At 65.5% G+C, this 23,916-nt stretch carries 21 protein-coding genes; 7 read left to right on the top strand and 14 right to left on the bottom strand.

The window, feature by feature from the left end; translation table 11 throughout:
* Positions 1-69: 69 nt before the first annotated feature.
* Both wrbA and HU825_RS14850 read left to right on the top strand, forming a co-directional pair.
* Entirely contained in the window at positions 70-693 is a 624-nt protein-coding gene (wrbA, locus tag HU825_RS14855) for an NAD(P)H:quinone oxidoreductase (RefSeq protein WP_234302361.1), read from the top strand.
* On the top strand, positions 690-1,886 hold the full coding sequence (locus tag HU825_RS14850; protein ID WP_234302360.1) for an MFS transporter: 1,197 nt from the start codon (positions 690-692) through the stop codon (positions 1,884-1,886). Before wrbA ends, HU825_RS14850 begins: the two co-directional genes overlap by 4 nt.
* A gap of 112 nt (positions 1,887-1,998) precedes the next feature.
* Here the strand turns inward: HU825_RS14850 and HU825_RS14845 are convergent, their stop codons facing one another.
* From HU825_RS14845 to HU825_RS14810, 8 genes are all read right to left on the bottom strand, one after another.
* The gene (locus tag HU825_RS14845; RefSeq protein WP_234302359.1) at positions 1,999-3,654 is read right to left on the bottom strand and encodes an electron transfer flavoprotein-ubiquinone oxidoreductase; all 1,656 of its coding nucleotides are present in this window, start codon (positions 3,652-3,654) and stop codon (positions 1,999-2,001) included.
* Positions 3,655-3,733: 79 nt separating this feature from the next.
* Entirely contained in the window at positions 3,734-5,170 is a 1,437-nt protein-coding gene (locus HU825_RS14840) for an NAD(P)(+) transhydrogenase (Re/Si-specific) subunit beta (RefSeq protein ID WP_234302358.1), read from the bottom strand.
* A gap of 3 nt (positions 5,171-5,173) precedes the next feature.
* Positions 5,174-5,491 (bottom strand): NAD(P) transhydrogenase subunit alpha part 2, encoded by a 318-nt coding sequence (locus tag HU825_RS14835; protein ID WP_003284152.1) that lies wholly within the window; start codon positions 5,489-5,491, stop codon positions 5,174-5,176.
* A gap of 13 nt (positions 5,492-5,504) precedes the next feature.
* The gene (locus HU825_RS14830; RefSeq protein WP_234302357.1) at positions 5,505-6,626 is read right to left on the bottom strand and encodes a Re/Si-specific NAD(P)(+) transhydrogenase subunit alpha; all 1,122 of its coding nucleotides are present in this window, start codon (positions 6,624-6,626) and stop codon (positions 5,505-5,507) included.
* Positions 6,627-6,743: 117 nt separating this feature from the next.
* Positions 6,744-7,673 carry an electron transfer flavoprotein subunit alpha/FixB family protein gene (locus HU825_RS14825; RefSeq protein ID WP_234302356.1) on the bottom strand — a complete coding sequence of 310 codons (930 nt, stop codon included), beginning with the start codon at positions 7,671-7,673 and terminating at the stop codon, positions 6,744-6,746.
* Positions 7,674-8,423: an electron transfer flavoprotein subunit beta/FixA family protein gene (locus HU825_RS14820; protein ID WP_156714552.1), complete on the bottom strand. Its 750-nt coding sequence runs from the start codon at positions 8,421-8,423 to the stop codon at positions 7,674-7,676. It abuts the gene before it with no gap.
* A 33-nt stretch (positions 8,424-8,456) separates the two neighbouring features.
* On the bottom strand, positions 8,457-9,245 hold the full coding sequence (locus tag HU825_RS14815; protein WP_008568625.1) for an enoyl-CoA hydratase/isomerase family protein: 789 nt from the start codon (positions 9,243-9,245) through the stop codon (positions 8,457-8,459).
* A 65-nt stretch (positions 9,246-9,310) separates the two neighbouring features.
* Complete coding sequence (locus tag HU825_RS14810) at positions 9,311-10,504, bottom strand: acetyl-CoA C-acyltransferase family protein (protein WP_054094819.1); 1,194 nt, start codon at positions 10,502-10,504, stop codon at positions 9,311-9,313.
* Between the two features lie 237 nt (positions 10,505-10,741).
* On the opposite strand from HU825_RS14810, the gene HU825_RS14805 reads away from it, so the two are divergent.
* Entirely contained in the window at positions 10,742-11,509 is a 768-nt protein-coding gene (locus tag HU825_RS14805) for a 3-alpha-hydroxysteroid 3-dehydrogenase (RefSeq protein ID WP_234302355.1), read from the top strand.
* 53 nt (positions 11,510-11,562) lie between these two features.
* Here HU825_RS14805 and HU825_RS14800 read toward each other — a convergent pair whose 3' ends face one another.
* Genes HU825_RS14800 through HU825_RS14775 form a run of 6 tightly spaced genes read right to left on the bottom strand, consistent with a single transcriptional unit; the run spans position 11,563 to position 17,525 of the window.
* Positions 11,563-12,918, bottom strand: a complete 1,356-nt coding sequence (locus HU825_RS14800) for an MFS transporter (protein WP_234302354.1) — start codon at positions 12,916-12,918, stop codon at positions 11,563-11,565.
* A gap of 27 nt (positions 12,919-12,945) precedes the next feature.
* A complete protein-coding gene (gene dmpG, locus HU825_RS14795; RefSeq protein ID WP_054094678.1) occupies positions 12,946-13,977 on the bottom strand; it encodes a 4-hydroxy-2-oxovalerate aldolase in 1,032 nt (343 codons plus the stop codon).
* Between the two features lie 10 nt (positions 13,978-13,987).
* Complete coding sequence (locus tag HU825_RS14790) at positions 13,988-14,884, bottom strand: acetaldehyde dehydrogenase (acetylating) (RefSeq protein ID WP_054094679.1); 897 nt, start codon at positions 14,882-14,884, stop codon at positions 13,988-13,990.
* A gap of 25 nt (positions 14,885-14,909) precedes the next feature.
* On the bottom strand, positions 14,910-15,704 hold the full coding sequence (locus HU825_RS14785; protein ID WP_234302353.1) for a fumarylacetoacetate hydrolase family protein: 795 nt from the start codon (positions 15,702-15,704) through the stop codon (positions 14,910-14,912).
* Positions 15,705-15,716: 12 nt separating this feature from the next.
* Entirely contained in the window at positions 15,717-16,490 is a 774-nt protein-coding gene (locus HU825_RS14780; protein WP_234302352.1) for a glucose 1-dehydrogenase, read from the bottom strand.
* Positions 16,491-16,523: 33 nt separating this feature from the next.
* The gene (locus HU825_RS14775; RefSeq protein ID WP_061338408.1) at positions 16,524-17,525 is read right to left on the bottom strand and encodes a flavin reductase; all 1,002 of its coding nucleotides are present in this window, start codon (positions 17,523-17,525) and stop codon (positions 16,524-16,526) included.
* Between the two features lie 180 nt (positions 17,526-17,705).
* Between HU825_RS14775 and HU825_RS14770 the strand changes: the two genes are divergently transcribed.
* From HU825_RS14770 to HU825_RS14755, 4 genes are all read left to right on the top strand, one after another.
* Positions 17,706-19,139, top strand: coding sequence for a coniferyl aldehyde dehydrogenase (locus HU825_RS14770; RefSeq protein WP_234302351.1), 1,434 nt, complete (start codon positions 17,706-17,708; stop codon positions 19,137-19,139).
* A gap of 55 nt (positions 19,140-19,194) precedes the next feature.
* The gene (locus tag HU825_RS14765; protein WP_234302350.1) at positions 19,195-20,868 is read left to right on the top strand and encodes a methyl-accepting chemotaxis protein; all 1,674 of its coding nucleotides are present in this window, start codon (positions 19,195-19,197) and stop codon (positions 20,866-20,868) included.
* Between the two features lie 52 nt (positions 20,869-20,920).
* On the top strand, positions 20,921-22,477 hold the full coding sequence (locus HU825_RS14760) for an amidase (protein ID WP_431978475.1): 1,557 nt from the start codon (positions 20,921-20,923) through the stop codon (positions 22,475-22,477).
* A gap of 219 nt (positions 22,478-22,696) precedes the next feature.
* Positions 22,697-23,887: an acyl-CoA dehydrogenase family protein gene (locus HU825_RS14755; RefSeq protein ID WP_156714542.1), complete on the top strand. Its 1,191-nt coding sequence runs from the start codon at positions 22,697-22,699 to the stop codon at positions 23,885-23,887.
* Positions 23,888-23,916 lie beyond the last annotated feature (29 nt).

The following is a 23,916-nucleotide window of genomic DNA, read 5'->3' as shown; positions in this document are numbered from 1 at the left end:
TTTATCACTCTTGTAGCTCCTTCGGAATAGTTAGGCTTGCTTTCGTCAACGTCTTTAGAGGACAGGATCATGACGAAAGTACTGGTGCTCTATTACTCCTCCTATGGCCATATCGAGACCGTTGCATCTGCTGTTGCCGAGGGCGCTCGCCAGGCTGGCGCCTCGGTCGACATCAGGCGGGTGCCGGAGCTGGTGCCCGAAGATGTCGCTCGCAAGGCCGGATACAAGCTGAACCAGTCCGCCGCCGTGGCACAGGTCTCCGAGCTGCCGAACTACGATGCGATCGTGATCGGCACGCCGACGCGCTTCGGCAACATGGCATCGCAAATGAAAAACTTCCTCGACCAGTGCGGCGGGCTCTGGTTCGAGGATAGGCTGGTCGGGAAGGTGGGCAGCGTATTCACTTCTACCGGAAGTCAGCATGGTGGCCAGGAAAGCACCCTCCTTTCGACGCACACCGTGCTGCTGCACCTGGGCATGGTCGTGGTCGGGCTACCGTACAGCTTCAAGGGCCAGTTGCGGATGGATGCCATTACCGGGGGCACGCCCTATGGCGCCTCGACACTGGCGGAGGACAACGGGAACGATCGCCAGCCAAGCGACAATGAGCTCGAAGGCGCACGCTTCCAGGGGCGGCACGTGGCGCAAGTGGCCGCGGCCATCGCAGCCGCGAACATCGGGGCGCAAAGATGAACGCGGCGAACACCAACGGGCGTACCACGCTCGTCGTGTGGATCATCCTGGCTTGCGGGGTCGTGGCGGCGCTGCATCTGGGCAAGGCGGCAATCGCCACACCCATGCTACAGGCAGACTTGCACCTGAGCCTGGATGAAGCCGGCTGGCTTACCGGTCTGTTTGCAGGGCTAGGGCTCCTGTGTGGAGCGCCCGCAGGCGCTGTGGCGGCAGCTTTTGGCGGCAGAAACACGCTGTTGCTGGGGCTCGGGGTGATGGCGCTCGCCGGAGCAGGCGGGGCCGCCATGCCGTCATATCCGGGCCTGCTGGTCACCCGTTTCCTGGAGGGGCTCGGCTTCATGCTGGTAATCGTCGCTGGTCCGGCGATACTGGAACGCGTCACGACCGGCGCTGAGCGGGATGTGGCTTTTGGGCTCTGGAGCTGTTTCATGCCGTGTGGGATGGCGCTGGCAATGCTGGTAGGGCCGCTGTTCCAAACCTGGCAATCTTTTTGGTGGACAAGCGCGGCGCTGGCCGTGGCTTCGATTTGGGTAGTGACTTGCCGCGTGCCCCCAAGCGCCTCGCCCAAAACCTTCACCTTAAAAACCATGCAGGCTGATATTCGACAGTTGCTTTGTTCCAGAGGCGCGATGTTGCTCGCCTTGGGGTTTGCACTGTACAGCCTGGTGTTCTTTGCCCTGTTCAGCTTTCTGCCGGTTCTGCTGATGGAGCGGATGGACGTCTCATACCGCAGCGCTGGCGTGCTAAGCGCACTGGCAAGTGCCATGAACGCCAGCGGGAATCTCGCAGCAGGTTATTTGATCGCACGTGGCGCTGGACGCGTCCAGCTAGTAGTCATTGCAAGCACCATCATGGGGCTATCCGGAATGGGTATCTTCCTGGGCGGCCTAACGGCTTTTGCAACTTTCCTCCTGTGCCTGTTTTTTTCGGCGATCGGGGGGCTGATCCCGGCTACCTTGCTCGCCTCCGCACCGCTAGTCGCGCGCCAAGCCGCGCTTGTACCGATCACCGTCGGCCTGATGATGCAAGGAAGCAATCTCGGACAGATGCTCGGGTCGGTTGCAGTGGGCAGCGTAACGACAGCCTTTGGCTGGGAGATGGCTAGCGCAGTGGTGGCGATGGCGACGGTGGCGACCGGTGCCGTCGCCTTTCTACTGCGTCCGGTGCTGCGCGATAGCGTCCAATGCGTGTAGGTCCCGGCGGGGGCGGCTCCGTAGGAGAAAGAAGAAGGCCTGCCTGGCGGATTGGACGAATCCTCATCGGTCAGTCATGTCAAGGCGTGCCGGCTGCGATACGTGTTAATTCCTACATATTCGGATAAGTCGGACCACCGGTGCCTTCTGGCGCTACCCAGGTGATGTTCTGCGCTGGGTCCTTGATGTCGCAGGTCTTGCAGTGCACGCAGTTCTGCGCGTTGATCTGGAAGCGCTTGCTGCCATCGTCGTTGCTCACGACTTCGTACACGCCGGCCGGGCAGTAGCGCTGTGCCGGCTCGTCGTACAGCGGCAGGTTCTTCTCGATCGGAACGTTCGGATCGGTCAGCCGCAGGTGGATCGGCTGGTCTTCCTCGTGGTTGGTGTTGGAGAGGAATACCGAGGAAAGTTTGTCGAAGCTCAGCTTGCCGTCCGGCTTGGGGTAGTCGATTTTCTTCGACTCTGCAGCCGTCTTGAGGCAGGCATAGTCCGGCTTGGTGTCGTGCAGGGTGAAGGGGATCTTGCCACCGAAGATGTTCTGATCGATGAAGTTGAATGCGCCACCCTTGATTGCCCCCCACTTGTGGATGGCGGCGCCGAAATTGCGGCTCTTGTACAGCTCGTCGTACAGCCAGCTGTTCTTGAAGCCTTCCTGATACGCCGTCAGCTCATCGCCGCCCTCGCGGCCGGCCAGCAGCGCGTCGGCAGCCGCTTCGGCGGCGAGCATGCCGGACTTCATCGCCGTGTGGCTGCCCTTGATCTTGGCGAAGTTCAGGGTGCCGGCGTCGCAGCCGATCAGCGCACCGCCGTTGAATACCATCTTCGGCAGGCAGTTCAGGCCGCCCTTGGCGATGGCGCGGGCGCCGTAGGACACGCGCTTGCCGCCGTCCAGGTACTGCTTGATCACCGGATGATGCTTGTAGCGCTGGAACTCGTCGAACGGCGACAGGTGCGGGTTGCTGTAGGACAGATCGACGATCAGGCCGACGACCACCTGGTTGTTTTCCAGGTGATAGAGGAAGGAGCCGCCGGAGTTCTCATCGTCCAGTGGCCAGCCGGCGGTGTGTACGACCAGACCCTGCTCGTGCTTGGCCGGGTCGATGTCCCACAGCTCCTTGATGCCGATGCCGTAATGCTGCGGATCGACGTTGGCGTTGAGCTGGAAGCGGTTGATCAGTTGCTTGCCGATATGGCCGCGGCAGCCCTCGGCGAATAGCGTGTACTTGGCGCGCAGTTCCATCCCGGGCGTGTACATGCCGTCCTTCGGATTGCCTTCGCGGTCGACGCCCAGATCACCGGTGACGATACCGCGCACGATGCCGTTCTCGTCGATCAGCGCTTCCTGAGCGGCGAAGCCTGGATAGATCTCGACACCCAGGTTCTCGGCCTGCTGGGCCAGCCAGCGGCACAGGTTACCGAGCGAAATGATGTAGTTGCCCTCGTTGTGCATGGTCTTGGGAACCAGTGCGTTGGGCAGCTTGCTGGCGGCTTCGGCGTTCTTGAGCAGGTAGATGTCGTCGCGTTTGACCGGAGTGTTCAGCGGGGCGCCAAGTTCTTTCCAATCGGGGAACAGTTCATCCAGCGCACGCGGCTCGAAGACTGCGCCGGAGAGGATGTGGGCGCCTACTTCGGAACCCTTTTCGACGACGCATACACTGATTTCCTGACCAGCGTCGGCGGCTTTCTGCTTCAGGCGGCAGGCAGCGGAAAGGCCTGCAGGGCCGGCGCCGACGATGACAACGTCGAATTCCATGTATTCGCGACTCATGTTGCGTTCCCCTCAGCGTTCGTGGTGCTGCGACTGGATTGATGCTTGCCGACCTGCCTGGCCGGCTTCCGGTTGGCGATCATTCCACGGCCTTGACCATGTCCTCGACGACCTTCTTGGCGTCGCCGAAGACCATCATGGTCTTGTCCATGTAGAACAGCTCGTTGTCCAGGCCGGCGTAGCCGCTGGCCATTGAGCGCTTGTTGACGATGACGGTCTTGGCCTTGTACGCCTCGAGGATCGGCATGCCGGCGATCGGCGACTTCGGATCGGTCTTGGCCGCCGGGTTGACCACGTCGTTGGCGCCGAGCACCAGCACCACGTCGGCCTGGCCGAACTCGGAGTTGATGTCCTCCATCTCGAAGACCTGCTCGTAAGGCACCTCGGCTTCGGCCAGCAGCACGTTCATGTGCCCCGGCATGCGGCCGGCGACCGGGTGGATCGCGTACTTCACGGTCACGCCCATGTGCGTCAGCTTCTCGGCCAGTTCCATCAGCGCGTGCTGCGCGCGGGCCACCGCCAGGCCGTAGCCGGGCACGATGATCACGGTGTCGGCGTTGGTCAGCAGGAAGGCGGCATCATCGGCCGAACCGGACTTCACGTTGCGCTCCTGCTGGGCGCCCGCCGGGCCACCGGCATCGGCGTCGGCGCCAAAGCCGCCGAGGATCACGTTGAAGAACGAGCGGTTCATCGCCTTGCACATGATGTACGAGAGGATCGCGCCGCTCGAGCCCACCAGCGAGCCGGCGATGATCAGCATCGAGTTGTTCAGCGAGAAGCCGATACCGGCGGCCGCCCAGCCCGAGTAGCTGTTGAGCATCGACACCACCACCGGCATGTCCGCGCCGCCGATGGGGATGATGATCAGCACACCGATGACGAAGGCCAGCGCCACCAGGATGGCGAAGGCGGTCAGGTTGCCGGTGAATGTGTAGACCAGACCCAGACCGACGATCGCCAGGCCCACGGCCAGGTTGACCATGTGTTGGCCCTTGAACACCACCGGAGCGCCCTGGAACAGGCGGAACTTGTACTTGCCCGACAGCTTGCCGAAGGCGATCACCGAACCGGAGAAGGTGATGGCACCGATGGCCGCGCCGAGGAACAGCTCCAGGCGGTTACCGACGGGGATGGCGTAGCCGATCTGCTCGACGATGCCCAGCGACTGCGGTTCGACCACCGCGGCAATGGCGATGAATACCGCGGCCAGACCGATCATGCTGTGCATGAAGGCGACCAGCTCGGGCATCTTGGTCATCTCGACGCGCTTGGCCATGACGGTGCCGACGCTGCCGCCGATCAGCAGGCCGACGATCACGTAGCCGATGCCGGTGGTGGCCAGCTCGCTGCCGAGCTTGAAGATCAGGCCGACGGTGGTGAGCACCGCGATGCCCATGCCGATCATGCCGAACAGGTTGCCGCGACGTGAGGTGGTGGGGTGGGAGAGGCCCTTCAGCGCCTGGATGAAGCACACCGAGGCGACCAGATAGAGCAGGGTGATCAGGTTCATGCTCATGGCTTACTTGCCCTCCGCCTTGGCCGCGCTGCGGTCCTTCTTCTTGAACATTTCCAGCATGCGACGGGTGACCAGGAAGCCCCCGAACACGTTGACCGCGGCCAGCGCCACGGCCAGGGTGCCCATGGCCTTGCCCAGCGGGGTGACGGTGAGCGCGGCGGCCAGCATGGCGCCGACGATGACGATTGCCGAGATCGCGTTGGTGACCGCCATCAGCGGCGTGTGCAGGGCCGGGGTGACGTTCCAGACCACGTGGTAGCCGACGTAGATCGCCAGCACGAAGATGATCAGGTTGTAGATGCCGTCCGAAATCAGATCCATGTTCGCGTCTCCCTTAACCGTTGGTCCGCACGACCTGGCCGTCGCGGCACATCAGGCACGCGGCGACGATGTCGTCTTCGAGGTTGAGCTGGAACTGGCCGTCCTTGTCGATGACCAGCTTGAGAAAATCCAGCAGGTTGCGGGCGTACAGCGCCGAGGCGTCGGCCGGCACCAGCGTCGCCAGGTTGGCGTGACCGACGATGGTCACGCCGTGGCGCACCACCACCTGGTCGATCTCGGTCAGTGGGCAGTTACCGCCGTGGCCGGCTGCCAGGTCGACGATCACCGAGCCGGGCTTCATCTGCTCGACGGTGGCTTCCTGCAGCAGCGTCGGCGCCTTGCGGCCCGGGATCAGCGCGGTGGTGATGACGATGTCCGACTGCAGCGCACGCTCGTGCACCGCCTGCGCCTGACGCGCCATCCACGAGGCCGGCATCGGCCGCGCATAGCCGCCGACGCCTTCGGCGCATTCGCGCTCCTCGTCGGTCTCCAGCGGCACGTCGACGAACTTGGCGCCGAGCGATTCGATCTGCTCCTTCACCGCCGGGCGCACGTCCGAAGCCTCGACCACCGCGCCCAGGCGCTTGGCCGTGGCGATGGCCTGCAGCCCGGCGACACCGGCCCCGAGGATCAGCACGCGCGCGGCCTTCACCGTACCGGCAGCGGTCATCAGCATCGGCATGAAGCGCGGGTAGTGATGGGCGCCGAGCAGCACCGCCTTGTAGCCGGCGATGTTGGCCTGCGACGAGAGCACGTCCAGGCTCTGTGCGCGCGAGGTGCGCGGCGCGGCTTCCAGCGCGAAGGCGGTGATGCCGCGCGCGGCCATGCGCGCGATGCAGTCATTGTCGAACGGGTTGAGCATGCCCAGCAGCACGCTGCCGGACTGCATCTGCGCCAGTTCCGCCTCGTCCGGCGCATTGACTTTCAGCACCAGCTCGGCGGCAAAGGCCGCGGCCGCATCGCCGATGGTTGCGCCAGCGGCCTCATAGGCGCTGTCCGGCACGCTGGAAAGCAACCCGGCGCCGCTTTGCAGCGTTACCCGGTGCCCTTGGCCGATCAGTTTCTTGACGGTTTCCGGGGTCGCGGCGACGCGCGTTTCCCCGACATGGGTTTCGAGGGGTACACCGATGTGCATGGTCATTCCTGAGACAAAAACAGTGGCGCAGCAGCCCGAGCCTCTTCGCCCGGCATACGGGCGGAGAGGACAGGCTGGACTTCGGGATAAGAAACGGGTTGCCCGTAGGCGAGGGGCTCAGACCAGCTTTTCCAGCTCCGGCACGATCTCGAACAGATCGCCCACCAGGCCGTAGTCGGCAACCTGGAAGATCGGTGCTTCCTCGTCCTTGTTGATCGCGACGATCACCTTGGAGTCCTTCATGCCGGCCAGGTGCTGGATCGCGCCGGAGATACCGACGGCAATGTACAGCTGCGGCGCGACGATCTTGCCGGTCTGGCCGACCTGCATGTCGTTCGGCACGAAGCCGGCATCGACCGCGGCACGCGAGGCACCGACCGCCGCGCCGAGCTTGTCGGCCAGCGAATACAGGTGCTTGAAGTTATCGCCGTTCTGCATGCCACGACCGCCGGAGACGACGATCTTGGCGGCGGTCAGCTCGGGACGGTCGGACTTGGCCAGCTCTTCGCCGACGAAGGCGGACTTGCCTGCGTCACCGCTGCCGGCGATCTGCTCGATGGCAGCCGAGCCACCTTCGCCGCTGACCGCATCGAAACCGGTGGTACGCACGGTGATGACCTTGATCGGTGCGGTGGACTGCACGGTGGCGATGGCGTTGCCGGCGTAGATCGGGCGCTTGAAGGTGTCAGCGCTTTCGACCGACGTGATCTCGGAGATCTGGTCGACGTCCAGTAGCGCAGCGACGCGCGGCAGGAAGTTCTTGCCGTTGGTGGTGGCCGGAGCCAGTACGTGGCTGTAACTCTTGGCGAGATCGGCGATCAGCGGCGCGACGTTCTCCGGCAGCTGATGGGCGTAGGCGGCATCGTCGGCGACCAGCACCTTGGAAACGCCGGCGATCTTGGCAGCTGCCTCGCCAATGGCACCACAGCCGGAACCGGCGACCAGCACATGGATGTCGCCACCCATTTTCGCGGCAGCCGCCACGGTGTTCAGGGTTGCGGCCGCGAGGACGGCGTTGTTGTGTTCAGCGATAACCAGGATAGTCATTTAGATTACCTTCGCCTCGTTCTTCAGTTTCTCGACCAGTTCTGCCACGGACTTGACCTTGATACCGGCGCTGCGGGCAGCCGGCGCTTCGACCTTCAGGGTCTTCACGGTGGAACCGGTGGCGACGCCCAGCGCGTCCGGGGTCAGGGTTTCCAGCGGCTTCTTCTTGGCCTTCATGATGTTCGGCAGCGACGCGTAGCGCGGCTCGTTCAGACGCAGGTCGGTGGTGACGATCGCCGGCAGGCTCAGCGCGACGGTCTGCAGACCGCCATCGATTTCGCGGGTGACGTTGACCTTGTCGCCAGCCACTTCCACCTTGGAGGCGAAGGTGCCCTGGGCATAGCCGGTCAGCGCGGCCAGCATCTGGCCGGTCTGGTTGTTGTCGCTGTCGATCGCCTGCTTGCCGAGGATCACCAGCTGCGGCTGCTCTTTGTCGACCACCGCCTTGAGCAGCTTGGCAACCGCCAGGGAGCTCAGTTCATCAGCGGATTCAACCAGCACGGCGCGGTCGGCGCCCAGTGCCAGTGCGGTGCGCAGCTGCTCCTGAGCAGCGGCCGAACCGATGGAGACGACAACGATCTCGCTCGCCACGCCCTTTTCTTTCAGGCGTACGGCTTCTTCCACGGCAATTTCGCAGAAGGGGTTCATCGACATCTTGACGTTGGCGAGGTCGACGCCGGAGTTGTCCGCCTTGACGCGAACCTTGACGTTGTAGTCGACCACTTTTTTTACAGCTACCAAGGTTTTCATATTTAAATTCTCGCTGAAGAAGTTGGGCGCTTTTTATTGCTTTAAAAGATTTGGATTTTTTTCCTTATATTTAATTACCTGCTCCCGAAGCTCCGGTGTTCTTATGGAGCTGGCGAGGGCTTGCTGTTCGTCCGTCAACTGTTGTTCAAGCGATTGTCCAAATGACTGTCGTATCAATTTTTTCAATCGACCTAAGCTGGGTGTGGTGGATTGGCAAAGCCGATTAGCCACGCATTGGCTTTCACAATCGAGTTGATGAAAGGGAACGACTCTATTCACGAGACCGATATTCAACGCTTGCTGTGCGTTGAAAGAGCCGCTCAATAGCGCAATTTCCATCGCCATATGTAGCCCGACCAAGCGGGGAAGATGCCAAGAGGAACCCAGTTGACAGCTCGTGCTGCCGGTAGGCAGGCATGCGAAATTGAAACGGCTGTTATGTGCAGCAATGACTAGGTCGCAGGCCAGCGCGATACTCAGCCCGGCTCCGGCAACAGGTCCATGCACACTGGCTAAAACTGGAACTTCCAGCTCCCCCAAGAGCCTCATTGCTTTGTTCATCGGCTCAAGTACGCTTTCTTCAACTGAATCGGGCGAGTCGATGAACTGTTGCTGATCTAGCCCGGCCATGAAACATCGTCCTTCCCCCTTGAGCATCAGCACTCGTGTTTGCTTTCGCTGCACGATTTCCTCGCAAGCTTCGAGAAAAGCACTTGCCATTGCTGAATCAATCGAATTCAACATATGCGGCCTATTGAAGCGAATGCAGCTGACCGCATTGTTGTGTTCAACCAATACCGGCTTTGAAGATGGGTTGGTCATCATTAGCCTCGCTGATAATTGGGAAGGACGACTCGTAGAGCGTCCGCGGTGCGCCTGCTGCTTCGCTACGGTTCGGTGCGCTCGAAGATGGCGGCGACGCCTTGCCCGCCGCCAATGCACATCGCAACCAGCGCGTAATGGCCAGCCGTTCGCTGCAATTCGTAAATGGCTTTGGTGGTGATGATCGCGCCGGTCGCTCCAATGGGATGGCCCAGGGAAATGCCGGAACCGTTGGGGTTGACCCGTTCCGGATCCAGGCCCAGCTCCTGTGCTACAGCACAGGCCTGGGCGGCGAATGCCTCGTTGGCTTCGATGACATCCATTTGCTCCAGCGCGAGTCCGGTGCGCTGCAGTACCTGACGTATCGCCGGTACCGGCCCGATACCCATGTAGGCCGGCTCGACGCCCGCATGCGCATAACCGACCAGCCGGACGAGCGGCCGCAGGCCCAGTTCGCGAGCCCTGTCGCCTTCGGCCAGCACGACGGCGGCAGCGCCATCGTTGAGCCCCGACGCATTGCCGACGGTGACCGTGCCGGCCGCCTTGTCGAATACCGGACGCATGGCAGCGAGCTGCTCGGCGGTCACCTCGCCGCGCACATGCTCGTCGGTATCGAACAGGCGGGGGCCTTTGCGCGTAGACACCTCGATCGGCACGATCTGCGTGGCGAAGCGGCCTTCAGCAATGGCGCGCGCGGCGCGGCGCTGGCTTTCGAGCGCGAGGGCATCCTGCTGGGCGCGGCTGATGTCATAGCGCCGGGCGACGTTCTCCGCGGTGATACCCATGTGCACCTGCTGGAAGGGGTCGTGCAGCACGCCGTTCATGAAGTCGATGGCGCTGGCGTCGCCCAGCCGCGTGCCCCAGCGCAGCCCGGGCAGCATGAATGGCCCGCGGCTCATGCTTTCGGCGCCGGCACCGATGGCGATCGAGGTGTCGCCCAGCCGGATCGCCTGGGCCGCGGAAATGATCGCCTGCAGGCCCGAACCGCACAGACGGTTGACGTTGAACGCGGGCGTGGTGCAGGGGATACCGGCATCGATGGCGGCGAGACGGCCCAGGTAGGCGTCCCTGGGCTCGGTCGCGACCACGTTGCCCATCACTAGATGGCCGACCTGGTCCGGCTCGACGCCGGACCGCTCCAGTGCCGCACGGACCACGCTCGTGGCCAGCGAACCAAGCGGTACATCCTTCAGTGCGCCGCCAAAGCTGCCTATGGCTGTTCGAACGGCTCCGACGACGAAAATCTCGCGCTCTAACATGGCATCGCCTGTCCTGGAAGTGGCTGCGTTGCTGCAACTGCGCAGCATCGCTTTGCCTGCATTCTTGGGCAGGCGAAGACCGCCGACATCGTCCACACGGCTTAGCCTCGCGCCGCGCTTTAGTCTTTCCAGACGATGAGGCTGGCCGTCGTGCTGTGTGGAAATGAGCCTGAGCGAGGCACCCGACGCTACCGGCGGGCCTGTCCGCCGCCAACCACGTCGACAAAGGAGAGGTTCATGTCCGTTATCGCAATTACAGGAAGCGCGTCAGGCATCGGCGCCGCGCTCAAGGAACTCCTGACCGCCGCTGGCCATACCGTGATCGGCATCGATCGCAGCCACGCCGACGTGGAGGCCGATCTGTCCACCGACGAAGGACGTGCCGCCGCGGTCGCAGCGGTGCTGGAGCGCTGTTCGAACGTGCTCGATGGGCTGGTCTGCTGCGCCGGCGTCGGTGTCACCGCGCCCAGTAGCGGCCTGGTCGTGGCGGTCAATTACTTCGGCGTCAGCGCTTTGCTGGATGGTCTGGCCGACGCCTTGTCTCGCGGCCGGCAGCCGGCAGCGGTGGTCGTCGGTTCAGTTGCTGCCACCCAGCCTGGGGCTGCTGAGCTACCGATGGTCGAGGCGATGCTGGCCGGCGACGAAGCCCGCGCGATCGAGCTGGCCGAGCAGGGCGGGCAGACGCACCTGGCCTACGCCGGCTCGAAATATGCCGTGACCTGCCTGGCGCGGCGCAACGTGGTCGACTGGGCGGGGCGCGGCGTGCGCCTGAACGTGGTGGCGCCCGGCGCGGTGGAGACGCCATTGCTGCAGGCTTCGAAGGCCGACCCGCGTTACGGCGAATCGACGCGCCGCTTCGTCGCGCCGCTGGGACGCGGCAGCGAACCGCGCGAGGTGGCGGAGGCGATCGCCTTTCTGCTCGGGCCGCAGGCGAGCTTCATTCACGGCAGCGTGTTGTTCGTCGACGGCGGCATGGACGCCCTGATGCGGACCAAGGTCTTCTGAGGCCGCACTGCGGTAACGACACGAGAACGCCTGGCTTGCCAGGCGTTTTGGCTTCAGGCGCCGACCTCCGTCAACCCGAGCGGCGCCACTGCTGCTGGAACGGGGGCTGCCGCTGCGTGATAGGCACGGCTGCGATAGAGCATGACCAGCAGCCCCATCGGCACCAGCAGGAAGACATTGACGATCAAAATGGCGTAGCGCAGCGAGTCGTCGCCGAACGTGCTGCCCAGAACGTCGCTCAGCAGGCCGACCGCGAGCGGGCCGAGGCCGATGCCGAGCAGCGTGGAGAACACCGTCTGCAGGGCGATCGCCGTCGCGCGCTGCCAGGGGCTGACCAGCTGGGTCAGCAGGTTGAACGACGCCGCCACCCACCAGATGCTGAAGAAGCCGCTGAACGCTGCCCACAGCATGGCCGAAGGCACCGGCAATCCGGCGACGGTCAGCCAGGTCGCCTGCGGCCAGAGCAGATACAGCGCCAGCCCGGCCAACCCGAGCAGATGCCCCAGCAGCGGAATGCGCAGCAGCCATGCTCGATTCCTGGCGCTGAGCCGATCGGTCAGCCAGCCGCTGAACACGCCGCCGACGGCCATGGCGGCGCCACTGACCACGCCGGCGAGAATGCCCGCATGCTGCAGCGACAGCGCGTGGCTGCGCACCAGAAAGCTGGTGTTCCACATGGCGAAGGCGTAGGCGCTGAAGGTGGTAAGTGCGCTGGCGCTCATCAGCAGGAGATAAGGCCGGTTGCGCAGCAGGGTCAGCGCCGACTGCAACAGGCTCTCGCCTGGGGCCGGATGCGCGGTGACGCCGTCCCAGCGGCCGCGTTGGGGTTCGCGCACCAGGAAGCCGAAAATCAGCGAGAGGAACAGCAACGGAATGGCGATCAGCACGAAGCCGGTGCGCCAGCCATGCACGTCGACCAGCCACGCGCCGACGCTGAGGCCGACGATGGCCGACAGGGTGGGCGCGCCAGTGAAGCAGCTGATCGCCAGCGAGCGGTTCTGCACCGGATAGAGGTCGGCAATCAGCGACAGCGAGGTGGGGGTGACCGTGGCCTCGGTGGCCGCCACCAGCATCCGCGCCAGCGCCAGCACGACAAAGCCGGTGGCCATGCCGCAGAGCAGGGTGGCCAATGCCCAGAGCGCCGCGGTAATGGCCAGCACGCGCATGCGCGAATGGCGATCGGCCAGGCGCCCGGCCGGCAGGCCGAGCAGGGCATAGACGGCGGCGAACGACAGGCCGGAGACCAGCCCCATGGCGGTGTCGCTGACGCCGAACTCCAGTTTGATCGGCTCGATCATCACCGACATGATCTGCCGGCCGATGAAGCTGCTGGCATAGGCCACCACCAGCAGCGCCAGCACGCCATGGGTGCGCCAGCCGAGGCGCGGCGCTGCATTAACCGTCGTCATGCCAGCCTCCGACCCAAGCCGGATCGATCAGGCGCGCGCCTGGCGTTGCTTGAGCAGCGTCAGCGCGGTGTCCTCGATCATGTCCTCCTGACCACCGACCATGCCGCGGCGGCCCATCTCGACGAGAATCTCGCGTGCCGAGACGCCGTACTTCTTCTCGGCGCGTTTGGCGAACAAGAGGAAGGAGCCATAGACGCCGGCATAGCCCATGGTCAGGGCGTCGCGGTCGCTGCGGATGGGGAAGTCCATGATCGGTACCACCAGGTCTTCGGCGACGTCCTGGATGCCGAACACGCTGACGCCCGTCTCGATGCCCATGCGGTCGCAGACCGCCACCAGCACCTCCATCGGCGTGTTGCCGGCGCCAGCACCGAGGCCTGCGCAGGCCGCGTCGATGCGCGTCGCGCCGGCGCCGATCGCGGCGATGGAATTGGCCACGCCCATCGAGAGGTTGTGATGGCCATGGAAGCCGATCTCGGTCTCCGGCGCGAGCGCCTCGCGCAGCGCGGCGACCCGGGCGCGAACGTCGTCCGGCAGCAGGTAGCCGGCCGAGTCAGTGATGTACACGCAGTTGGCGCCGTAGCTTTCCATCAGCTTGCCCTGGGCGGCGAGGCCCTCGGGGCTGTTCATGTGCGCCATCATCAGAAAGCCCACGGTATCCATGCCGAGGCCGCGCGCATGGCTGATGTGTTGCTCGGAAACGTCGGCCTCGGTGCAGTGGGTCGCCACGCGGATGGTAGCGACGCCCAGCTCATGGGCCATCTTCAGATGGTCGACGGTGCCGATGCCCGGCAGCAGCAGCGCCGAGACCTTGGCCTGCTTCATCAGCGGGATGACGGCCGAGAGATACTCCTCGTCGCTGTGTGCAGGGAAGCCATAGTTGACTGAGGTACCACCCAAGCCGTCGCCATGAGTGACTTCGATCAGCGGCACGCCGGCCGCATCCAGGCCCTGGGCGATGCTCTTCATCTGCTCCAGGCTGATCTGGTGACGCTTGGGGTGCATGCCGTCGCGCAGGCACATGTCGTGTACGGTGATTTTCTTGCCGCGAAGGTCCATGGCGCGCTCCTTAAAGCTCGGTCTGCTTGAGCAGTTCTTCGGCGAACATCTCGGCGGTGCGGGCCGAGGCTGCGGTCATGATGTCGAGGTTGCCGGCGTACTTGGGCAGGTAGTCGCCCAGGCCCTCGACCTCCATGAAGACGGAGACGCGATTGCCGTCGAACACCGGCCCGTTGACCAGCGTGTAGCCCGGCACGTACTTCTGTACCTCAGCGATCATCGCGTGGATCGACTCGGTGATCGCCGCCTCGTCCGGCGTACCTTCCACCAGGCAATGCACGGTGTCGCGCATGATCAGCGGCGGCTCGGCGGGGTTGATGACGATGATCGCCTTGCCCTTTCTCGCGCCCCCGACCTGTTCCACCGCGCCGGCAGTGGTGCGGGTGAATTCGTCGATGTTCTTGCGCGTGCCCGGTCCGACCGACTTGGATGCGGCGGTGGCGATGATCTCGGCATATTCGACCGGCTGCACGCGCGACACCGCGGCAACCAGCGGAATCGTCGCCTGGCCGCCGCAGGTGACCATGTTGACGTTCGTCGCCCCGGCCTTGAGATTGTCCTTCAGGTTCACCGGCGGCACGCAGTAGGGGCCGATGGCGGCGGGGGTCAGGTCGATCATCAGCACGCCCAGCTCGGTCAGCTTGCGGCTGTTTTCGGCGTGCACATAGGCGCTGGTGGCGTCGAAGGCGATGCGGATGTCATCGGCCGCGACGTGCGGCAGCAGGCCGTCGACGCCCTTGGCGGTGACCTTCAGGCCCATTTCCTCGGCGCGCTTGAGGCCCTCGGAAGTCGGGTCGATGCCCACCATCCAGACCGGCTCCAGCACTTCGCTGCGCTTGAGCTTGTACAACAGGTCGGTGCCGATGTTGCCGGGCCCGATCAGGGCGCAGCGGATCTTCTTGCTCATGGTTCGTCTCCTTGACGAATCGGCTTCAGTCGACGAAGCGCAGGCTCGCCGCGCCGATGCCGCTGATGGTCATGTGGATGCGGTCGCCGGCGCCCACCGGCACCAGCGGGGCGAGGGCGCCGGAAAGAATCACTTCGCCCTTGCGAAACGGAATGCCGAGCCGACCCAGGGTGTTGGCCAGCCAGGCCACGGCCTCGCACGGGTGCCCCTGGACTGCGGCGCCCAGGCCGCGCCCGGCCGGCTGGCCGTTCTTGAACATCTGCAGCTCGCAGGCGGCGAGGTCCAGTTGCTGCGGGTCTATTCGCGTTTCGCCGAGAGCGAACACGCCGCAGGAGGCGTTGTCCGCCACGGTGTCCTGGATACGGATCTGCCAGTCGTCGATACGCGAGTCGACGATCTCGAAGCAGCAGGCCACCGAGGCGGTGGCAGCTGCCACGTCCGAGGCGGTGACGCCCGGCCCGTTGAGATCCTCGGCGAGGATGAAGGCGATCTCGCCTTCGGCGCGCGGCTGGATCAGGCGGTGCCCGGCCAGGCTCACGGCACTGCCGTCATCGACCTGCATCGCCTGGGTGAGAAAGCCGAAATCCGGCTGGTGCACGTTCAGCATGTCCTGCACGGCCTTGCTGGTGACGCCGATCTTCTTGCCGATCACCTGCTCGCCGATGGCCTCGCGCCGTGCCAGGAAGCGCAGCGAGATGCGGTACGCATCGTCCAGGTCGATGGCCGGGTGGCGGCTGGTCAGCGGTGCCAGGGTGCGCCGTTCGCGCAGGGCGGCGAAGAGCTCGTCACCGAGAGCTTCGATCAGTTGCGGATCAAGCATGGAGAGCGCTCCTCAACCGGGCCAGACGCTGGATTCGGCGCCGCCGTCGACTTCGATGATCTTGCCGGTCACCCAGCGCGACGCCGGGGTGGCGAGATAGAGCGCGGCAGCCGAGATGTCTTCGACTTCGCCGAGGCACTTCATCGGCGTGTTCCGCTCCATGGCCGTGCGCATCTGCTCGGGCATCACCCGGTTCAGCGCGTCGGTGAGGATCGGGCCGGGCGCGATGGCGTTGACCCGCACCGCCGGCGCGAAGTCATGCGCCAGCAGCCGGGTCAGTTGCGACAGCGCGGCCTTGGCGGCGCCATAGGCACTGAACTGCGGCTGTGCGTAGCGCGCCGCGCCCGAGGTGATGTTGAGGATGTTGCCGCCGCCGGCCTGGCGCATGTGTGGCACGCACAGCTGGGTCAGCGCATAGGCGGAGCTGACGTTGAAACGCAGCACCTGCTCGAACTCCTCGGTGCTCATCTTCAGCGGGTCGTTCGGCCCGGCGCCACCGGCGTTGTTGACCAGATGGGTAATGCGGCCAAAGGCCTCCAGCGCGGCAGCAACCGTGGCCTGGCGCATGGCGTCGTCGTTGACGTCGCAGCGCACGGCGATGGCCTCGCCACCGGCGGCACGGATTTCGGCGGCCACCGACTCGACGTCGGCGACGGTGCGTGCAGCGCACACCACGCGCGCGCCGGCCTCGGCGTAGGCCAGGGCAATGGCGCGGCCGATGCCGCGGCCGGCGCCGGTGACGATGGCGACGCTGTCATGCAGGGTGAAGCGGTCGAGCAGACTCATGGCGGTTCCTTGTCTCGTTGTACGCGGTCAGGCTCAGGCCTGGGCACTGACCGGAGATTGTGCGGGAGCCCAAAGGTCGGGCAGGCCGGGGTCGGTATCGTGGATCAGGCGCTTGAGCAGCACCTTCAACACCTGCGAATCGGTCGGGCCGAGCTTCTCGGTGACCTCCTGCTCGACGGCCTTGGCCAGGGCGATCTGCTCCAGCGATATCTCGCGCCCGGCGGCGGTAAGCAGAAAGCGCAGCACGCCGAACTGCTTCTCGGCCACCACATAGCCCTGCTTTTCGAGGAACAGCATCATCGACAGCGTGACCTCGCGGCCGGTGTAGCTGACGAATTCGTTGATCTCTTCGAGCGTCAGGTTGTCCTGGATGCACAGCACCGAGAGCACGAAGAAGGCATGCTCATCGATCTTCTGGCTGTGCAGCAGCCGGCGCAGCGCGTCGAGCAGCTGGTAGTGCGCGCGCCCGACCAGATAGCCGAGCAGGTCCTCGGTGTAGCTGCATTCCGGTGGTGGCTCGGAACCCAGGCGCAGCGTCTCGCGCGCCTTGCAGGTGGCCAGCGCGTACTGCCCGCTCTGGAAGGCCAGCGGCGGCAGGTCGGTCTTGTCGAAGGCGAGCACCTCGCCGACAAAGATCAGGTGGTCGCCGCCTTCGTAGGTAAAGGCGGTGCGGCACTGGAAGCGCGCCGTGCAGTCCTTGAACAGCGGCGTGTCGTTGATGCCCTGGTCGAGCGTGACACCGGCGAACTTGTCTTCGCCGCGCGAGGCGAAACGGCCCGAGAGCAGCTGCTGGTCGGCGGAAAGGACATGCACGTTCCAGTGCTTGTTGCTGGAGAAGGCCGGCAGGCTCAGCGCCGACTTGGCCAGGCTCCAGAGCACCAGTGGCGGGTTCAGCGAAACCGAGTTGAAGCTGTTGGCCGTCACGCCCACCGGCTCGCCATCGGCACCGCGCGTGGTAATGATCGTCACCCCCGTGGTGAAGGTGCTGAGCGCTGCGCGGAACGCCTGGGGGTTGAAGCTGGCTGGAGCAGTCATGGTCTGCCTCACAAATCGGGTCAGTCGTGATCGCAGTATTCGCAGCGCGGCCTGCGCCAACATCGTCTTTACGGACTAAGGGAAGCGCTGCGGCTCGCGTCGTCCGGACGGACGAGGCCGGGCCGTTCGGCGACCACTAAGGTGGCGCGAACAAGAACAACGGGAATGCCCGGAGGCCGTATGAATGCGAACCTGCGATCCATCGACGAGGTCGGCGAGCTGCTGGCCGCCCAGAGGCAGGCCTTCGACCGCGAGGGCGCGGTCGATGCGGCGACGCGCAAGCGCCGGCTGCAGGCGGTCATCGACTTGCTGGTGGCCGAGCAGCGACCGCTGGTCGAGGCAATGGACGCCGATTTTGGCGGCCGTCACCCCGGCTACGGGCTGATGACCGACATCCTCGGTGCACTCGCTTCGCTCAAGCATGCCCGCGAGCATTTTGAAGGTTGGATGCAGCGCGACCCTCGGCCGGCGTTCGCGCCTTACGATCAGCTCGGCGCCGAGGCCTGGGTGCAGTACCAGCCCAAGGGTAGCGTCGGCATCATCGGCACCTGGAATGCACCTTTGTTCACCCTGCTGAGCCCGCTCGCAGGCGTGCTGGCGGCGGGCAACCGGGCCATCCTCAAACCCTCGGAGGTGACCGCCAACACCGCGTCTGTGCTGGCCGCGGCGATCGGCGAGCGCTTCGATCCGCTGGAGTTGGCAGTCGTCACCGGCGGCCTCGAGGTCGGGCAGGGCTTTGCCAGCCAGCCGTTCGATCACCTGGTATTCACCGGCGGCACCGCCATCGGCCGCGACGTGATGCGCCGCGCCGCGGAAAATCTGGTGCCGGTGACGCTCGAGCTGGGCGGCAAATCGCCGGTGATCGTCGGGCGCAGTGCGGACATCGCTGATGCGGCGCGGCGTCTGGCAATCGCCAAGCTGACCAATGGCGGGCAGATCTGCGTTTCCCCGGATCTGGTCTATGTCGCGGTCGAGCACAAGCAGGCGTTCATCGAGGCCTTCCGCTCCGCGGTGACCGCGCTGTATCCGAGTGCCAACGACAACCCCGACCTGGTGGCGGTGGTCAACGAGCGGCACCTGCAGCGTATCGACCGCTACCTGGCCGACGCCGTCGAACAGGGCGCCGAGGTGCTGCACTGCCCTGACGAGGCGCCGGTCGCCAGCTGCCGCAAGCGCCCGCTGAGCCTGGTGGTCAACCCGCCACTGCACAGCCGGGTGATGGAGGAAGAACTGTTCGGCCCGATCATGGTGCTGCTGACCTACAGCGACCTGCCGTCGGTGGTGGCCGAGATCAACGCCCGGCCGCGCCCGCTGGCGCTGTATTACTTCGGGCAGAACCCGGCGGAGCAGGATTACGTGCTCAGCCACACGCTGTCCGGCGGGGTAACGATCAACGACGCCATGCTACACCCGGCCATGCACGACGCGCCCTTCGGTGGCGTCGGCGCCTCCGGCATGGGCCATTACCACGGCCGCGAAGGCTTCTGTCAGTTCAGCCACGCGCGCACGGTGTTCAAGGCCCCGGCGTATGACCCGCGGGGCGAGTGGGGAATGCTGCCGCCCTATGGCGAGCAGTTCCTGATGGCGATGCAGGCTCAGGTCACCGCTGATTGAGCGGGTGTTTCATGCGGCTAAACAAGTACGGCTCACAGCTGTGACAGGGAGTCCCATGCTCGGATCGATCACCATTGCCCAGCGCCTCTGGTGCTGGGCGCTGCTGGCCAGCGTCCTGTTCTTCTCCGCGGTCGGGCTCGGCTGGTACGGTTTGCAGCAGGCACGCGACAGCCTGCGCACCGTGCACGACGAGCATCTCGCGGCGCTATTGTCCTTCGGTGAGATCGAGCGCCTGCTCGATGAAAACCGGCGGTTGATGTTGCTGGCTTTCCAGTTCGATCCGCAGGGCCCGCTGGTGGTAGCCCACGACCGCCCGGTCGGGGCCGTGCTCGATACGGTCGAGGCCAACAGCCGGCGGATCGCCGAGGTCTGGGGCGGCTACCGGCAGAAGTCGCTCGACGCCGAAGAGCAGCAGGCCGCGCAGGGGTTCGATGATCGTTACCAGGCCTGGCTGGCCGAGCAGGAAATGATGGTCGAGACGCTGCGCATCGGGGACTACCGCACCGGAGGCATGCTCTCGTTCCTGCGCGTCGGCGAACCGGAGGGCGAGGCGGCGAGCCACGCGCTGGCAGACCTGCGGGCGATTCAGGAGGCCGGCACCGGGCAGGCCTACGCGCAGGCCCAGCAGCGCTACCAGGCCAGCGTGATCGCCTACCTGATGCTGGCGGTGCTCGGTGCCCTGGCCGGCGGCGCAACGGCAGTCAGCACGCTGCTGCGGCTGCGCAGGGCATTCGCCGTGGCCGGCGAGCAGCTGGCGGCGATCGCCCGCGGCGACCTGTCACCGCGCGGCGAGGTGCAGGGCCGCGACGAGGTCGCGCGGATGCTGCGCGACATCGAGCTGATGCGCGATCAGTTGCGCAGCCTGATCGACGCGATGCACCGCCAGGTACGCGAGCTGAGCGTCGAGGCGCGACGCATGGCCGAGGAGGCTGGGCAGGCATCTCTGGCGACCCAGCAGCAGGCCGACGCGGTCGCCAGCATCTCCAGCGCGGTGGAAGAGCTGTCGGTGTCGATCGACGAGGTGCAGGAACATGCCGGAGCCTCGCGCCGGGTTACCCAGGCCTCGGCCAGCCGCTCCGGCGAAAGCGAGGGCTTCATCCGCGACATGGCGCAGGAGATGCAGGACATCGCCGAAGCGGTGACCCGCACGGCCGAGCATGTCCGCGCGCTGGATCATCGCTCCGGCGAGATTGGTGGCGTGCTCGGCATCATCCAGAACGTCGCCGAACAGACCAACCTGCTGGCGCTCAACGCCGCCATCGAAGCCGCCAGGGCCGGAGAGCAGGGCCGTGGCTTCGCCGTGGTGGCCGACGAGGTGCGCATGCTCGCCCGTCGCACGACCAGCTCCATCAGCGAAATCGGTAGTACCGTCAACCGCATCCAGGAAGGCACCCGCGAAGTGGTGTCGGGCATGGAGGCGACCATCGTGCGGGTGCAGGCCGGAGCCGGCCTGGCGGAGCGCGCAGGCTCGCTGGTCGGAATGATCCGTTCGGGTACGGAAGAGGTCATTGGCGCCGTCGACGGTATCGGTTCCGTGCTGCAGGGCCAGGCCGCGGCAACGCGGGAGATCGCCCAGCGCATCGAGGGCGTTTCCTCCGCCACCGGCGAGCTGTCGGCCAACGCCGAGCGCAGTGCCAGGGCGGCCGCCGATCTGGAGCGCCTGGCCGTGCAGCTGAACCAGCTGTCGGCACGTTTTCATACCGAAGAGCCCGGGCGGGAGGCGAGCTGACCGCCCTTCACCAGCAGAGAGCACATCGATGAATGACACGACTCCTTCAAACATGGCGCTACCGGCTCAGCTTCCGTCCGGCTGGCCGCGCCGTCAGGTTCTCAAGGCTGGCGCCCTGGCGCTCGGCGTGACCATGGCCGGGCGTTTCGCCTTCGCGGCCGACAACGGCGCGGCATTGACCACCAGCGAGTATGACGCCCTCGATGCCTGGGCAATGGCCGAGGCGGTGCGCGCGGGCGAGCTGTCCGGCGCGCAATTGCTGGCGGCCGCGCTGGCGCGCTACCGGGCGGTCAATCCGCTGGTCAATGCGGTGAACATGCTTCATGAGGATTACGCCCGCGCATTGCTCGACGGACGCTCGGCAAGCAAGGGCGCGCTCGCCGGCGTCCCCCTGCTGGTCAAGGACCTCAGCACCTATATGCAGGGCACGTCGACCAGCCACGGCAGCCGGCTGTTTCGTGACAATCCGCCAGCGACCCTCACCAGTACGCTGATCGCCCGTTACCAGGCCGAGGGTGCGCTGCCGTTCGGCAAGACCGCTACCCCGGAATTCGGCCTGACCACGACCACCGAATCGGCGCTCTGGGGCCAGACGCGCAATCCCTGGAACCTCGAACACAGCGCTGGTGGCTCCTCCGGCGGCGCCGCTGCGGCGGTGGCCGCAGGCATCGTTCCAGTGGCGCATGCGACCGACGGTGGCGGTTCGATTCGTATACCGGCCTCCTACTGCGGGCTGGTGGGGCTCAAGCCCAGCCGCTACCGCACGCCGACAGGTCCGGGGCGGTTCGAAGGCTGGTTCGGTGCCAGTGTGGCAAACGTGGTGTCGCGTTCCGTACGTGACACGGCGCTGTTTCTCGATGTCGGCCAAGGCCATGAGCCGGGCAGCCCGTACTGGACCCAGCCACTTGAGCGGCCCTTCGTCGAAGAGCTCAAGCGGGAGCCAGGACGTCTGCGCGTCGCGTTGGTCAAGCGCTCGCTGACTGGTGCCGAGCTTGATCCGGCCGTTGCGCAGGTGCTCGACGACAGCATCAAGCTGCTGCTCAGCCTCGGCCACGAGATTGAAGAGTTGAGTCTGCCGGTTGACCCGCGCGAGCTGTTTAGTGCCCACGGTACGGCCGGCGCGGCGGCCACTGCGGCGCTCATCCGCGACCGCGAGCAGGCCCTCGGCCGCGCCCTGCGCGATGATGATCTGGAAGAGGTAACGCGTACCGTACTGGGCAATGGCGAGCGCGCCACGGCGGTGCAGCTGTACCGCGCGCGGCACGCGTTCGAACAGATCAGCGAGAGCATGGAGCAGGTGTTCGAGCGCTTCGATCTGATCCTCTCGCCGGTGACCGCCAACCTGCCGCCGAAACTTGGTGAACTGCGTCTCTCGCAGCCGTGGGACGACTATGCGCACAAGGCCATGGGCAGCGCGTCCTTCACGGTGCTGGCCAACGTCAGCGGGCAGCCGGCGATCTCGCTACCGTTGGGCATGAGTGGCAACGGTCTGCCGGTGGGCATGATGTTCACCGCGCGTCTGGGCAACGAGGCGCTGCTGCTGCGCCTGGCCAGCCAACTGGAGCAGACCCGCCCCTGGGCCGATCGCCGCCCCGGTCTGGCGGTCTAGCGTCTGCGTCGATCCCTCACTGCCGAACCCGCCCGGTAGGCCCGCGCCGCATTCACCTGAAGCGGTGCGGGCTGCCGGACGCCTGTCTTTCAGCCCGTCTCTTGCCGCGCCGGCCGGACGCAACCCTAGTCCACTTTGACGATGAGTCCGGCGCTCCGTCCTCTCGATAATCAGGCCAACCGCGTCGTCCTGTTGCGGTGCCCACGTGAGGATTCCGAGATGGCAGCCACTCGCCAGAAAACACAAGAAGAAATCGATCTGATCGAGCGCGCGCGGCAGATGATCCCCGCGCTCAAGGCGCGAGCCGCACAGGCAGAAAGTCAGCAGAAGATTCCCGACGAAACCATCGCCGACATGCAGGAAGCCGGGCTGTTCCGCGTGCTGCAGCCCAAGCGCTTCGGTGGCTACGAGGCAGACTTGCGCACCTTTGCCGAAGTCCAGATGGCCCTGGCCGAAGGCTGCATGTCCACGGCCTGGATCTATGGCGTGATCGGCGTGCACCCCTGGCAGCTGGCGCGCTATCCGCTGCAGGCGCAGGAAGACGTCTGGGGCGACGACCAGTCGACGCTGATGTCATCCACCTACATGCCCGTCGCCAAGGTGACCGAGGTCGAGGGCGGCTATCGCATCAGCGGGCGCTGGGGCTTTTCCAGCGGCAGCGAACATTGCCGCTGGTGTCTGCTCGGCGGAATCATTCCGGCCGATGAAAACGGCGAGGGCGCCGAGCACGGGACCTTCCTGGTGCCACGCAGCGACTATCGCATCGAGCGTAACTGGGATGTGCTGGGCCTGCGCGGCACCGGCAGCCACGACATCGTGGTCGAGGATGCCTTCGTCCCGGCCCATCGTGTGCAGCGCACCAACAACTCCAGCCTCGAAGCCACGCCGGGCCGCCAGGTGAACAGCAACCCGCTGTACGGCATTCCGTTCGCGCAGGTCTTCACCCGCGCGGTGTCCACCTCCTGCCTGGGCGCGCTGCAGGGCGCGATCACCGAGTTCCGCGAGAACGCCGCGCGGCATATCGGCAAGCACGGCGCGAAGACCGCCGAAGACCCGCTGGCGCAGGAAACCGTGGCCGACGCCGCGCTGACCCTGGACATGCTGCGCCTGGTGCTCGAACGCAACTACGAGCAGCTGCAACAGATCGCCGCCGGCAACGCCTACCCGGACGTCGAGACCCGGCTGCTGTATCGCTACCAGTCGGCCTACGTCACCAACACCTGTGCCGAAAAGGTCAGCGGCATCCTGCGCTGCATGGCCGCCTCGGGCCTGTACGAGAGCAACCCGGTGGCGCGCATCTTCCGTGACATGCACCAGGCGCGAGGGCACATCTCGAACAACGTCGCGGCGTTCGCCCGCACCTACGGCGCGGTCCAGCTCGGCCTGCCCAACCCTGACCCGTACGTGTGACGCGCAGCCCGCCACCGTCGCAGGTGGCG

The sequence above is a fragment of the Pseudomonas phenolilytica genome, assembly GCF_021432765.1.
Lineage (GTDB): Bacteria > Pseudomonadota > Gammaproteobacteria > Pseudomonadales > Pseudomonadaceae > Stutzerimonas > Stutzerimonas phenolilytica.
Note: the sequence above shows the minus strand (reverse complement) of the source record. Positions and strands in the feature narration are given on the sequence as shown.

What these genes read in the sequence shown, in the direction of transcription:
- wrbA (WP_234302361.1), top strand. Translation starts at nt 70, where the DNA reads ATGACGAAAGTACTGGTGCTCTATTACTCCTCCTATGGCCATATCGAG.
- HU825_RS14850 (WP_234302360.1), top strand. Translation starts at nt 690, where the DNA reads ATGAACGCGGCGAACACCAACGGGCGTACCACGCTCGTCGTGTGGATC.
- HU825_RS14845 (WP_234302359.1), bottom strand. Translation starts at nt 3,654, where the DNA reads ATGAGTCGCGAATACATGGAATTCGACGTTGTCATCGTCGGCGCCGGC.
- HU825_RS14840 (WP_234302358.1), bottom strand. Translation starts at nt 5,170, where the DNA reads ATGAGCATGAACCTGATCACCCTGCTCTATCTGGTCGCCTCGGTGTGC.
- HU825_RS14835 (WP_003284152.1), bottom strand. Translation starts at nt 5,491, where the DNA reads ATGGATCTGATTTCGGACGGCATCTACAACCTGATCATCTTCGTGCTG.
- HU825_RS14830 (WP_234302357.1), bottom strand. Translation starts at nt 6,626, where the DNA reads ATGCACATCGGTGTACCCCTCGAAACCCATGTCGGGGAAACGCGCGTC.
- HU825_RS14825 (WP_234302356.1), bottom strand. Translation starts at nt 7,673, where the DNA reads ATGACTATCCTGGTTATCGCTGAACACAACAACGCCGTCCTCGCGGCC.
- HU825_RS14820 (WP_156714552.1), bottom strand. Translation starts at nt 8,423, where the DNA reads ATGAAAACCTTGGTAGCTGTAAAAAAAGTGGTCGACTACAACGTCAAG.
- HU825_RS14815 (WP_008568625.1), bottom strand. Translation starts at nt 9,245, where the DNA reads ATGACCAACCCATCTTCAAAGCCGGTATTGGTTGAACACAACAATGCG.
- HU825_RS14810 (WP_054094819.1), bottom strand. Translation starts at nt 10,504, where the DNA reads ATGTTAGAGCGCGAGATTTTCGTCGTCGGAGCCGTTCGAACAGCCATA.
- HU825_RS14805 (WP_234302355.1), top strand. Translation starts at nt 10,742, where the DNA reads ATGTCCGTTATCGCAATTACAGGAAGCGCGTCAGGCATCGGCGCCGCG.
- HU825_RS14800 (WP_234302354.1), bottom strand. Translation starts at nt 12,918, where the DNA reads ATGACGACGGTTAATGCAGCGCCGCGCCTCGGCTGGCGCACCCATGGC.
- dmpG (WP_054094678.1), bottom strand. Translation starts at nt 13,977, where the DNA reads ATGGACCTTCGCGGCAAGAAAATCACCGTACACGACATGTGCCTGCGC.
- HU825_RS14790 (WP_054094679.1), bottom strand. Translation starts at nt 14,884, where the DNA reads ATGAGCAAGAAGATCCGCTGCGCCCTGATCGGGCCCGGCAACATCGGC.
- HU825_RS14785 (WP_234302353.1), bottom strand. Translation starts at nt 15,704, where the DNA reads ATGCTTGATCCGCAACTGATCGAAGCTCTCGGTGACGAGCTCTTCGCC.
- HU825_RS14780 (WP_234302352.1), bottom strand. Translation starts at nt 16,490, where the DNA reads ATGAGTCTGCTCGACCGCTTCACCCTGCATGACAGCGTCGCCATCGTC.
- HU825_RS14775 (WP_061338408.1), bottom strand. Translation starts at nt 17,525, where the DNA reads ATGACTGCTCCAGCCAGCTTCAACCCCCAGGCGTTCCGCGCAGCGCTC.
- HU825_RS14770 (WP_234302351.1), top strand. Translation starts at nt 17,706, where the DNA reads ATGAATGCGAACCTGCGATCCATCGACGAGGTCGGCGAGCTGCTGGCC.
- HU825_RS14765 (WP_234302350.1), top strand. Translation starts at nt 19,195, where the DNA reads ATGCTCGGATCGATCACCATTGCCCAGCGCCTCTGGTGCTGGGCGCTG.
- HU825_RS14760 (WP_431978475.1), top strand. Translation starts at nt 20,921, where the DNA reads ATGGCGCTACCGGCTCAGCTTCCGTCCGGCTGGCCGCGCCGTCAGGTT.
- HU825_RS14755 (WP_156714542.1), top strand. Translation starts at nt 22,697, where the DNA reads ATGGCAGCCACTCGCCAGAAAACACAAGAAGAAATCGATCTGATCGAG.